This window comes from Nostoc edaphicum CCNP1411, assembly GCF_014023275.1.
GTDB classification, from domain to species: domain Bacteria; phylum Cyanobacteriota; class Cyanobacteriia; order Cyanobacteriales; family Nostocaceae; genus Nostoc; species Nostoc edaphicum_A.
In genome coordinates, this window is sequence record NZ_CP054698.1 from 2,768,446 (window position 1) to 2,780,371 (window position 11,926).

The 11,926-nt window shown below is 40.8% G+C and carries 13 protein-coding genes; 10 read left to right on the forward strand and 3 right to left on the reverse strand.

The window, feature by feature from the left end; genetic code table 11:
- The first annotated feature begins 92 nt into the window (after positions 1-92).
- The 6 genes from HUN01_RS13945 (at position 93) to HUN01_RS13970 (ending at position 6,273) form a co-directional block, all read left to right on the forward strand.
- A complete protein-coding gene (locus HUN01_RS13945) occupies positions 93-638 on the forward strand; it encodes a GNAT family N-acetyltransferase (protein WP_181931775.1) in 546 nt (181 codons plus the stop codon).
- 101 nt (positions 639-739) lie between these two features.
- Positions 740-2,896 carry a polyribonucleotide nucleotidyltransferase gene (locus tag HUN01_RS13950; protein ID WP_181931776.1) on the forward strand — a complete coding sequence of 719 codons (2,157 nt, stop codon included), beginning with the start codon at positions 740-742 and terminating at the stop codon, positions 2,894-2,896.
- Between the two features lie 416 nt (positions 2,897-3,312).
- Complete coding sequence (gene egtD / locus HUN01_RS13955; RefSeq protein WP_181931777.1) at positions 3,313-4,281, forward strand: L-histidine N(alpha)-methyltransferase; 969 nt, start codon at positions 3,313-3,315, stop codon at positions 4,279-4,281.
- 97 nt (positions 4,282-4,378) lie between these two features.
- The gene (locus HUN01_RS13960; RefSeq protein ID WP_181931778.1) at positions 4,379-4,519 is read left to right on the forward strand and encodes a hypothetical protein; all 141 of its coding nucleotides are present in this window, start codon (positions 4,379-4,381) and stop codon (positions 4,517-4,519) included.
- A gap of 80 nt (positions 4,520-4,599) precedes the next feature.
- On the forward strand, positions 4,600-5,406 hold the full coding sequence (locus tag HUN01_RS13965) for a DMT family transporter (protein ID WP_238846256.1): 807 nt from the start codon (positions 4,600-4,602) through the stop codon (positions 5,404-5,406).
- A gap of 384 nt (positions 5,407-5,790) precedes the next feature.
- The gene (locus tag HUN01_RS13970; RefSeq protein WP_181931780.1) at positions 5,791-6,273 is read left to right on the forward strand and encodes an SET domain-containing protein; all 483 of its coding nucleotides are present in this window, start codon (positions 5,791-5,793) and stop codon (positions 6,271-6,273) included.
- A 123-nt stretch (positions 6,274-6,396) separates the two neighbouring features.
- Here HUN01_RS13970 and ilvC read toward each other — a convergent pair whose 3' ends face one another.
- Positions 6,397-7,392, reverse strand: coding sequence for a ketol-acid reductoisomerase (ilvC, locus tag HUN01_RS13975; RefSeq protein WP_069070300.1), 996 nt, complete (start codon positions 7,390-7,392; stop codon positions 6,397-6,399).
- 61 nt (positions 7,393-7,453) lie between these two features.
- Between ilvC and HUN01_RS13980 the strand changes: the two genes are divergently transcribed.
- Both HUN01_RS13980 and HUN01_RS13985 read left to right on the forward strand, forming a co-directional pair.
- Positions 7,454-7,618 (forward strand): hypothetical protein, encoded by a 165-nt coding sequence (locus tag HUN01_RS13980; protein ID WP_181931781.1) that lies wholly within the window; start codon positions 7,454-7,456, stop codon positions 7,616-7,618.
- Positions 7,615-7,800, forward strand: a complete 186-nt coding sequence (locus HUN01_RS13985; RefSeq protein ID WP_238846258.1) for a hypothetical protein — start codon at positions 7,615-7,617, stop codon at positions 7,798-7,800. Before HUN01_RS13980 ends, HUN01_RS13985 begins: the two co-directional genes overlap by 4 nt.
- A 155-nt stretch (positions 7,801-7,955) precedes the next feature.
- Here HUN01_RS13985 and HUN01_RS13990 read toward each other — a convergent pair whose 3' ends face one another.
- A complete protein-coding gene (locus HUN01_RS13990; RefSeq protein ID WP_181931782.1) occupies positions 7,956-9,248 on the reverse strand; it encodes a hypothetical protein in 1,293 nt (430 codons plus the stop codon).
- Positions 9,249-9,422: 174 nt separating this feature from the next.
- Positions 9,423-9,584, reverse strand: coding sequence for a hypothetical protein (locus HUN01_RS13995; RefSeq protein ID WP_181931783.1), 162 nt, complete (start codon positions 9,582-9,584; stop codon positions 9,423-9,425).
- A 302-nt stretch (positions 9,585-9,886) separates the two neighbouring features.
- Between HUN01_RS13995 and HUN01_RS14000 the strand changes: the two genes are divergently transcribed.
- On the forward strand, positions 9,887-10,756 hold the full coding sequence (locus HUN01_RS14000) for a DNA adenine methylase (protein WP_181931784.1): 870 nt from the start codon (positions 9,887-9,889) through the stop codon (positions 10,754-10,756).
- Positions 10,723-11,853, forward strand: a complete 1,131-nt coding sequence (locus tag HUN01_RS14005) for a restriction endonuclease, SacI family (RefSeq protein WP_181931785.1) — start codon at positions 10,723-10,725, stop codon at positions 11,851-11,853. The genes HUN01_RS14000 and HUN01_RS14005 overlap by 34 nt, the downstream gene beginning before the upstream one ends.
- Positions 11,854-11,926 lie beyond the last annotated feature (73 nt).

Consider the following 11,926-nt stretch of genomic DNA (forward strand, 5'->3'; position numbering starts at 1 on the left):
TTATTCTACTTTTTACATCTTATAAATAAGATTTTTGACCAAAATTTCCATATAATAATAGATATTTAAGTAATTATTCCACATAGTTAATAATGAAATTTCCCCTAATTAAAGTTTTAAAAAATGGAATATTAGTGGAACTAGATTATATACATCCTCAAGATCATGAGGTTGTAAGAGCATTACTCAATCTTGTAATTGTTGAAGGTAAAACCTATCCCCAAAAGCAACCTCTATCTCCTACAGAATTTTCAACTTACTGGTTAAGCAAGGATGCCTTTGTTGTCAGACCATCTGTTGTAGATCCTACACACAAGCCAAAAGAAATATTAGGGGCGTTTTATTTAAAGCCAAACTTTCCCGGTCGGTGTAGCCATATTTGCAACGCTGGTTTTATTGTACAACCTGAGTTACGCGGTCAGGGTTTAGGACGGTTCATGGGAGAGGCGATGCTTTCGATAGCAGCACACCTGGGCTACGAAGCAGTGATGTTTAATTTGGTCTTTGAGACTAATATACCTTCAATTACACTTTGGCAGTCGTTAGGATTTGAGATTATTGGGCGAATTCCGGGTGCGGTGAAGCTAGAGAATGAGCAGGTAGTAGACGCGCTAATCTTGTATCACACTTTGGGTTGAATGACTTGTCTATCTTTGTATGTACTAGAAGTCAGCTATATGGCATAAATGTTAGGATTGCCACAGAAAGAGAATAGCGAAAGAGAAGGAAAAAAAACTGAATGGCAGAAGTTGATAAGTCAATATCCTTCGATGGAAGGGATATTCGACTGAAAGTAGGCCTATTAGCTCCCCAGGCTGGTGGATCGGTTTTGATAGAATCAGGGGACACATCCGTTTTAGTAACGGCTACGCGATCGCAAGCCAGAGAAGGCATTGATTTTCTTCCCCTTACTGTAGATTATGAAGAAAGGCTATATGCCGCTGGTCGGATTCCCGGCGGGATCATGCGCCGCGAAGGTCGTCCACCAGAAAAAACAATTCTCACCAGCCGTCTTATAGACCGTCCCATGCGTCCCTTGTTCCCGTCATGGTTGCGGGATGACCTACAAATTATCGCCTTAACGCTATCGATGGACGAGTTAGTTCCACCCGATGTGTTAGCAGTTACAGGCGCTTCCATCGCTACCCTGATTGCCCAGATTCCTTTTAATGGGCCAATGGCAGCAGTGCGGGTTGGTTTAGTGGGAGATGATTTTATCATTAACCCCACTTATGCCGAAACTGAAGCTGGAGACTTGGATCTGGTAGTAGCAGGTTCACCACATGGCGTAATCATGGTGGAAGCGGGAGCCAATCAGTTGCCAGAGCGAGATATTCTTGAGGCGATTGACTTTGGTTATGAAGCAGTACGGGACTTAATCAAAGCGCAGCAAGATTTATTAGCAGAACTGGGTCTGGTAATAGTGCAAGAAGCACCACCAGAAGTAGACCAGACGCTAGAAAATTATATCCGCGATCGCGCCAACGGTCAGATTAAGAAAATTCTGTCGCAATTTAGTTTCACCAAACCGGAACGCGATGCAGCTTTAGATGTCGTCAAGGATGAAATTGCCGCGACGATTAGCGAACTGCCAGAAGAAGATCCCATTCGAGTTGCCGCAACTGCAAATAAGAAGGCACTTGGTAACACTTTTAAAGATATTACCAAACACTTCATGCGGCGACAAATCATCGAAGATAACGTCCGCGTTGATGGTCGTAAACTCGATCAAGTGCGTCCGGTTTCTTGTTTAGTTGATGTCTTACCAAAGCGAGTCCACGGCAGCGGTTTATTTAACCGGGAACTAACTCAGGTATTATCCACTTGTACTCTGGGTACACCTGGAGATGCTCAAAACCTCAACGATGACATGCAGCTAGATCAGCACAAGCGTTACCTGCATCATTACAACTTCCCGCCGTTCTCAGTCGGAGAAACCAAACCAATGCGTTCTCCAGGAAGGCGTGAAATTGGTCACGGGGCATTGGCAGAACGAGCGCTCCTACCTGTGCTACCGTCAAAAGAACAATTTCCCTACGTGATTCGCATCGTCTCGGAAGTACTTTCTTCCAACGGTTCTACCTCAATGGGTTCAGTCTGCGGTTCCACCCTCGCCCTGATGGATGCTGGTGTACCAATTCTCAAACCCGTCAGTGGCGCGGCAATGGGTCTGATTAAGGAAGGGGACGAAGTACGAGTCCTGACGGACATCCAAGGTATTGAAGACTTTTTGGGCGACATGGACTTCAAAGTTGCCGGGACGGATACCGGGATTACCGCCTTGCAAATGGATATGAAAATCTCCGGTTTGTCTTTGGAGGTGATAGCCCAAGCCGTCCACCAAGCCAAAGCAGCCAGATTGCATATTCTGGAGAAAATGCTCGCCTGTATTGACACACCGCGGACTGAAACCTCACCTTATGCCCCACGTCTGTTAACAATCAAAATTGATTCAGACATGATTGGTCTGATCATCGGGCCTGGAGGCAAGACTATTAAGGGGATCACAGAGGAAACTGGTGCAAAAATTGACATCGAAGATGATGGCACCGTGACAATTTCTGCTGTGGATGAGAACAAGGCCAAGAGAGCTAGAAATATCATCCAAGGCATGACCCGCAAGTTGCACGAAGGGGATGTCTATGCAGGACGCATTACTCGGATTATACCGATAGGTGCATTTGTGGAATTTTTACCTGGGAAAGAAGGTATGATCCACATTTCTCAACTAGCTGACTACCGCGTTGGCAAAGTTGAGGATGAAGTAGCGGTGGGCGATGAAGTAATTATCAAAGTGCGCGAAATTGATAACAAAGGTCGCATCAATCTCACCCGCTTGGGTATTCACCCAGATCAAGCAGCAGCAGCACGAGAAGCTGCGGCGGTAAATCGTTAAATCGATTTGGGATTTTAGATCAATTAAATCTAAAATCCGCGATGCCTATTGTGAAGGCATCGCCGTATGCTTCTCTATTTAGTTGTACAACATTTATAACAAAGAGTAATCGGAATCGAATCAATGAAACTTATTCCTGATAACCCTTGTTTTGAGCAATTTATCTCACTACGAACTAGGATTTTATTTTATATTTAATTATGCCTAAGTAGTGTCAATTCATAAATTGCCACTATTTCAAACATTTAATAATTTAATAAATATTCAATTACTAAATAAAATAAGCCAAAACCTACAGTAAAACTATCGAACTTTAGTATAAGAATATCTATTGATTACTGACAAATAAGTCTTGCCATTAAATACTAAATCTTTCATATTTAAAAATGAAATTTCAAACTACAAATATTGACATTATGACATCTCTAAAAATTATGAATGAGAATTACCAATCTCTCAACAATGAGGGTGAAGATGTCATTCAAGGATTAACTCAAAGTCCCAAAACTTTACCTCAAAAATATTTTTATGATGATTACGGTTCAGAGTTATTTGAACAAATATGTGAATTACCAGAATATTACCTAACACGAACAGAAGCAGGGATTTTGCACAAATATGCCCATGAAATCGCTCAGATAACAGGAGCTTGTGAACTTGTAGAATTAGGCAGTGGTAGTTCTACAAAAACTCTGTTTTTGTTAGATGCTTACCAAAAATTTGCCAGTTCTTGTAGGTATATAGCCATTGATATTAGTGGGGGAATTCTTAAATCTAGCGTAATAAAGCTACAGCAAAAATATCCTGCTTTCTTTATTGAGGGATTAATAGGAACATACCAACAAGCATTGATAAAATTAGAATCAACCTTTACACAATCACGGATGATTTTTTTCTTGGGTAGTTCTCTTGGTAATTTTAACCTGCAAGAATGTGATGATTTATTAAGACAAATTACTAGGACTTTACAAGTAGGTGATTACTTTCTTTTGGGGATTGACTTACAAAAACCCAAGGAAATTTTGGAGCAAGCTTATAACGATAGTCAAGGAGTTACGGCTGCTTTTGACTTGAATATACTTTCTCATTTAAATTGGCGTTTTCAAGGCAATTTTGACCTCAATTTATTCACTCCTCAAGTTATTTATAATCAAAATAATGCTCAAATTGAGACGTATCTACATTGCCAAAAGAGTCATAAAGTCTCTCTAGAAGCGTTAGATTTACAAGTTTTGTTTGCAGATGGAGAAAGCATTCTTACCCAAATTTCTCGCAAGTTTGATTTAGGAATTATGCAGAAACAACTGGAGACATACGGATTTAAGACACTGAAGACTTGGACAGATCCCAAGGAGTGGTTTGGGTTAGTTCTTTGTCAAGCTTAAATTTTGCTTCCTGAAACACAGTTAATGGTACAGTTTAGATTGAATTAATCTGAACTTCTTTTACCTTTAATTGCAGTATGGGAAAAAATATGAAATTATGCTAACCGGATTAGTAGAACTTTGCCAACTAAAAATCCTAGATTCTGAAGGCACTGACAGAACGGGACAAAATCAACATTCTCTATGCGATCGCATTCTCTATGGATGTAAAGAAACATTATTCAATAAATTAGTTTAATGGAAACTAAAAATTCATTACATTTAAAAGGAATAATACTGCTTATCCTTGTTAATGTAATTAGCGCTACAACCTTTCCATTGACTAAAGACATCGTTAGTAGTCTTTCACCAAGTGCATTGATTGTCAGCCGCTTTGTCATAGCGGCAGGGGTTTTTACCTTAAATTTACGTAATATTAATGCACTTTTATTTCGTGATGGTACAGTACTAGGGCTTTTGCTTTTCTTTTTCTTAGCTATAGAAACAGTTGCACTCAAGACGATACCAGCAAACCGGGCGGCATTCATTGGCAGTTTGAATGCACTCATTGTCCCTCTACTAGGATGGCTGAGTGGTCAACGCGTGCTGTTAAGAAGTTTCCTTGCTGCTGGAGTAGCTGTGATTGGTATTGGCGTGATGTTTTGGGAAGGGGGAGAACTAGGAATTGGCGATCTATTGATGTTTGTTGATGCTTTTGTCTATGCAGCATACATACTTTTTTTAGAGCGAGTCGCCTCCCGTCACCCCACTTTAACACTCACTAGTGTTCAACTTTTGTTCATTGCGTTAGTAGGGATACTCTGGAATAACACACAAATCCTTAACGAATTTGAGGCAATTCGCCAGCACTGGGGAGCGATTGTCTACTTAGGGCTGTTGGCGACGGCTGCTGTCATCTGGCTTCAAACATTAGCACAGCAATGGGTTTCATCTGACGAAACCGCCTTACTCTATACACTTGAGCCATTGTTCGCCACAATTTTCTCGTTTTGGCTACTTGGAGAACATCTGGGAATACGCGGTTTCATTGGCGCGATTCTTGTGTTAGTTGCTCTGTTTCTAAGTCAAATCCCTCAAAAAATTGAGCCGGAAGCGGAAGCAAAAGTTGAGGTACAGAGCAGTTAACGGACTATTAACTTATTAGAACCATAAACTTCTTAGGTTGGGTTTCGTTCCTAAACTCAACCTAAGATTCTCCTTTGCCCAAGCATATTGCTCTTTAATCTCTTTGTTTAAAAGTATCGAGAAATTAAGGTTAAATGCCTGAAATCCAGCCAAACATTTGATACTTCAGTCTAAAAAGTGTAGTTCAGCCTGAAGTGAGAATTTAAATTTTGTAGAGCATAAAATCTTGCAAATATGCATGAATTAAAAAAATATATTTGAAACTTATTTTGCCATAAAAGCAGCAGTAAAATTAGAAAAATTTACTTTACAAAAAATCACTTTACATAGTAGATTTAACTCTAATTAAACCAAGTTTTTTTTAAATAAAATGGTTCTTTTTTTATGAGTACAATAGAGGTAATTTCAGCTTCAAAGCTCAATTCTCGTATCACGATTCAACAAACAGGAAAAGGACGAGGAGTATTTGCTAGACAAAAATTTTTCCAAGGGGAAACTGTCGTAGTGGGTATTTCAATTGAAGAAGTTCCCGAACGAACAATTTATTCCTTTCAGATGGATTTTAATTTGTATGTCAACCTAGACGAGCCTGCTGTCGTCATTAACCATTCTTGTGATCCAAATACTGGGGTAAGAAACAATCAGTTTGGAGGATATGACTTCGTTGCTTTAGGGGATATCGAAATAGGTGAGGAAATTACCTGGGACTACGAAACCACTGAATATGAATCAATTGCTGTCCGCCGATGCTTGTGCGGATCTCTATCTTGTCGAGGGAAAACATTAGGATTCAAATTTCGGGAACAAATGTTGCGTGATACTTATGGAGAGTATATTGCAGATTATCTCAAAACTAAAAGCAAATAATGTTTGTTAAACCACATCTATTTTGAGAAATATATTTTTTCAAAATCCTGGGAGCATCAACTCTTGTAGAGACGCGTTAGCACTGCGGGACAAAGTACAATTTCGCGTCTCTACATTCTTTTATTAAGCCTTTTTCAACCAGCTAAACATAGCGCGTAAATCTTTACCAACTTCCTCAATTTTGTGTTCAGATTCTTTACGACGCATAGCGGTAAATCCTGGTTTACCAGCTTGGTTTTCGAGAACGAATTCTCGTGCAAATTGTCCAGATTGAATCTCGCTGAGAATCTTCTGCATTTCAGCTTTGGTTTGTTCGGTAACAATCCTTGGCCCACGGGTATAATCGCCATACTCAGCAGTGTTAGAAATGCTATCGCGCATCTTGGCTAAACCACCTTCCACAACCAAGTCAACAATCAGCTTGACTTCATGCAGACATTCAAAATAAGCCAATTCTGGTTGATAACCAGCTTCTACCAAAGTTTCAAATCCGGCTTTGATTAAAGCGCTCAAACCACCGCATAATACTGCTTGTTCGCCAAATAAATCTGTTTCGGTTTCTTCGCGGAAAGTAGTTTCCAGAACACCGGCGCGAGTACCACCGATACCTTTAGCATAAGACATGGCGCGATCGCGTGCCTGACCACTAGCATCTTGATAAACTGCAAATAACGCTGGTACACCTTCACCACCTTCATAAGTCCGCCGTACCAAATGCCCTGGCCCTTTGGGTGCTACCATCACCACATCTACGTTAGCCGGTGGTACAACTTGCCCAAAGTGAATATTGAAGCCGTGGGCAAAGGCTAATACATTTCCTTCTTCTAAATTCGGTTCAATCTCGTTTTTGTAAATCGTTTTTTGAACTTCATCAGGTAACAAAATCATGATGAAGTCAGCAGCATTAGCGGCATCTGCGACATTTTTCACAGTTAAACCAGCTGCTTCAGCTTTTGCAACTGACTTACTACCCGGATATAGTCCCACAATCACATTCAAACCACTATCTTTGAGATTGAGAGCGTGGGCATGACCTTGGGAACCATAGCCGATGATAGCAATAGTTTTTCCAGCCAAAAGGTCTAAATTGGCATCTTCGTCATAATACATCCGGGCCATAGAAGCATCTCCTGTCAGCAAGCATTGTCATTTATTGGCAGGCTTACGATTGTACCTCAAATTGAGTAACACAAATGAATTATCAATCATTGAATTTATCTCTTTGAACTCAGGGGGAGTGTTTTCGACGGCAATAATCGAGAAAAAGGCCAAGTTGATGAGCGATACTGTAATGGTGGCGATCGCCTTACCGAAAAAGAATGGCGGATTATTCTCAACAAAATGATCAACTGTAACGGTGCTGAACTAGCACAAATGGTAGAAAAAGCAGCGCGTGCATTATTTCATCAGGGGAAAGAAATTTATATTGGGTTATCCGAACTGTTGGAGCAAAGGGAAATGATGGTGCCACTCTATGTCAGGGATACTGATATTTTGATAAGTAATTCACAATCGTATCTGCGGTAGATGTTTTGCACTCAGTATGATTTATGCGATGTTTGCGACGGGCTACGCCTATGCTTGGGGTTTTCTCTAAGAATGGAGTGGGTGATCGCACTCCATCACCCTAACTAGCAAAGCAAAATCCCCATCTCAAAGCGCAGGTTCATGGCGATCCCTACTTAATCAAAAAGCTCGCCTGCTATTAGCAGATCGTTTCTATTTTGATTAGCAAGCCAGATAAAGAACCATCTATCTACAACATTTAATCGTCTATTTGTTTGGTCATAATCAAGAATTATAGGCTTAATATCTTTTTTCACTTGAAGTGACGCTGTTGATTGCAAAGCTTGAGTTAGATTACCAGGATTAAGATCTTTTTTTTGTGGATGATGTGATTGGAGTATTTCACGTATTCGAGCATAAGTAAGTCCTTGCTCTAATTCTTTTAAATTTGCTGTCAAAATAGGGTACAAAAGCCATTTATGCATTTCAAGTCTGGTATCTTGAAAACCTTCAGAAAATTGAGTTATAAAGGACATATAACGCCCACTCTGTTGGTTAACAACTGACTTGATTAATTCGTGTACATATAAATTATTACCAATTAAACGACACTTCTCTAACGTTTCACTAACTCCTGATTCACGACATGCTTTAGCACAAACTTCTTGAACTATATAAACACTATTAAAAGATTCGGATATCAGGGTATTTTTAAAATGCTCTGTAAATTCAATATTTAATAATTTAGCTCCATCGTCAATGACTTGACGCAATTCTTTATTATTCCACTTGTCAGCATCTATTGCAATTACACGCCCAGTTAAATCACCATTATATACAATTAATCTATTCTCTTCTAGCCAAACACCTATAATAATAAAGCAGAATTCAGATGCTTCATGGAATGCTTTTAAGGCAACGGCAAAGTCTTTTTGAGCTTCTGTAGAAAGGTAATGAAAATCTTCTAAAACGATATATTTTTTAAATTTTACCGCTTTCAATGCAGCGATAATATCATTTACATCTTCTGCATCAAGTTCCAAACTTTCTAATGTAATCTCAGTAGATTTCGTCTTTTCTGCATCACCTGAAACTGTTCCTTTACCTTTAAAAAAGTTTAATAAGCTAATTCCACCTTCAATGGAAGCCATAATTTTTTGCTTACCAGCAGCAGTTTTCTTAATTGATTGAGTAATTTGGTAACCTACTGCTTTAAGGATTGCAGAGTGTATATCTACTAATTCCCAACGATTGGAACATTGGATATTAATATATTCCTCAGCGTCCAGACAATGTTTCCGCAGAGATGTTTTTCCTTGTTTTGAACTACCGTATATAACAATGTGCCTATTTTTTGTCAAATTTTCTATAAGTCTGTGATCCACTTCTTGTCTTTTTACATAATTTAAAGGAAGATCGCGTGCAATACCATAGACAGAATCAGCCGAGTAAACTTTTTTACTAAACATTTATTTATTTTTCCGCACATTAATGAGTTTGATTATACACACTTGTTCCTTCTATTGTTGAGTGTGATCGCTCACCCTGTTTCCTCTAAGAAATTGGTTGTTGCTTGAGATGCCCAGCGATGGCGTAACCGCCTGCCGGAGGCGATCGCATCACTGGGCTTGATTTACGTCATCCTACTTCTGTTGTTGATCTGGGGGAAGTTGACAAGCTCCCTTTTCAAACTGGTACTCAATTCCTAACCCTTTTAAATAAAAGTTCACAGGGTTGCAACCAGAGAACGCGGCGGCAACGATATGAGCGATCGCTACAAGGACATTGAGCCGAGATAGCTGCATATTCGGAAATTAAGACTCTTAACGATTATCCTGCTTAGATTTGGTAATTTGCTACTTGTTTGTACTTAATACCGTTATAGGCAACAAAAAATCAAGCCTTTTCAGCCACTATTTCCGTTTTCGTTCTTATCTCGGCTCAATGCCGCGATCGCCTTACCGAAAAAGAATGATAGATTATTCTCTGAAAAAATAATGTAAGTATTCTTGTTTGTTTATACTTTATTTCTCAACACTATATAATAAATTGCGTTTTACCCTTATCCTCGGTTTCGGGTAAATCACTCCCTTTGAGGTTGGCTTTCATGGCAAAGAAAATTGCATTTGGTTGGTATGGCGGCAAGTACAGTCATTTAGACTGGCTTTTACCCTTGTTGTCAAAAACGACCCACTACTGCGAACCCTTTGGCGGTTCAGCAGCCGTGTTGTTGAACCGAGAGCCTTCGCCTGTAGAAACCTACAATGATATTGATGGCCAGGTAGTCAACTTTTTTCGCGTACTACGCGACCAAAAAGACCAACTCATCGAGGCGATTGGGTTAACCCCATTTTCGCGTGAAGAATTTCGGATTGCTATAGCTAAAGAGGAAGAGAGTTTGTCAGACCTGGAAAGGGCTAGACGATTTTTCGTCCGGGCGCGACAAGTGAGGACGGGCTTGGCACAAACCGCCAGTGTTGGACGATGGGCGCACTGCAAACTTACTAGCCGCGCTGGAATGGCTGGTGCAGTTTCCCGGTGGCTTGGTAGTGTTGAGGATCTGCCCGAAATCGTGCAACGGTTGCTACGCGTGCAAATTGAGAACGACCGAGCAATTGATATTATTCGACGGTACGATAGTCCAGAAACATTATTTTACTGTGACCCTCCCTACCCGCACGATTCCCGTGGGGATAGCAAGGCTTACGCTTATGAAATGACCGACGACCAGCATCGGCAGCTAGCGGATGTTTTGCGTTCAGTCAAAGGTAAAGTTGCCCTTTCAGGCTATGATTGTTCGTTGATGCAAGAACTATATGGTGACTGGAACTGCATTAAAGCGCCCGCGAAACACTGCCATTCCATCAAGCAGTTACGGCAAGAAGTACTTTGGCTCAATTATGATCCGCAAGCTTCCACACTTACTGTTGAAGAAATCGCTCCATGTCCACAACCCCAGCAGCTATCCTTGATGTAGCTTTACAAAAAGCCGAAGCATCGATAGCACAACCGATTGTCACCAACCCCAGCATTGCCGAAAAAATTGACTATGTGTCGCGCTATGTAGGCAATCGTGCTGTAGTTCGTTTGTTGCTGGCCTGCTCTTTGGCAGCAATTCACCGTGCAAATGTTGATATTCGCAAGCCTTACACCGAAATAGGCACACCAGATGCTTACTCTGGACGCTACTACGATGAAAGTTACATCACAGCATTCATTAACCAGCACGAGTTGCCTTGTAATCCCACTACTGCGTTCCTCACCCCTGCACTGCGAAACCGTAACATCACCTTAACCCCAGCAGTGAATCTGGTGGGACGACCGCCCAAACTCTACGAAGTCGCCCTGCAATTACTTGATGATGTTCATGAAGGCAGAATAACTGCTGAGGAACTGCTAGCCCAAACCATTCGCTGTCTAATTATTGCTCGGAACGAGAAGCGGCAGCGCATGGAAACACTACTAGCCGACCTGAAAAAGTCGGAAGACGCAATACCTTTGTCAGCAGAGGAAATTATCACACTCCTGAAACAGCATTTGGCTTGCCGAGGTTCAAGCCGTCTTCCTGTACTAATTGTTGCTGCTGCCTATCAAGTAGCAGAACAATATATTGGGGAGCGTTTTTTACCTCTAGAATCCCACAATGCAGCAGACGAGCAGACTGGAGCTTTGGGAGATTTGGAAATTACTTTAGTTGATGATGAGAAGGTGATTACCAGCTATGAAATGAAGACCCGACGCGTCACGTTAGCAGATATTGACCGTGCTTTGCAAAAAATCAACAGCACAGGCAAGCGGGTTGACAACTATATTTTTATCACGACGGATGCGATCGAAGAAACTATTCAGGAATATGCCTCAAGTATGTACGACCGTACAGATGGTATAGAGATTGTGGTTTTGGATTGTATCAGTTTTGTACGTCACTTTCTGCATTTGTTCCATCGGCTGCGATCGCAATTTTTGTCAGCCTACCAACAGCTAGTGCTAACAGAACCAGACAGTGCCGTTAGCCAACCTCTAAAAGAAGCTTTTTTGGCATTGAGACAGGCTGCTGAAAGTGCCAAAGAATAATGACTAACCCTGTTACATAAATCGCAACAATACAAGCTTTGAGTTTTTATTCAGTAATACTGGGGTTAACTTC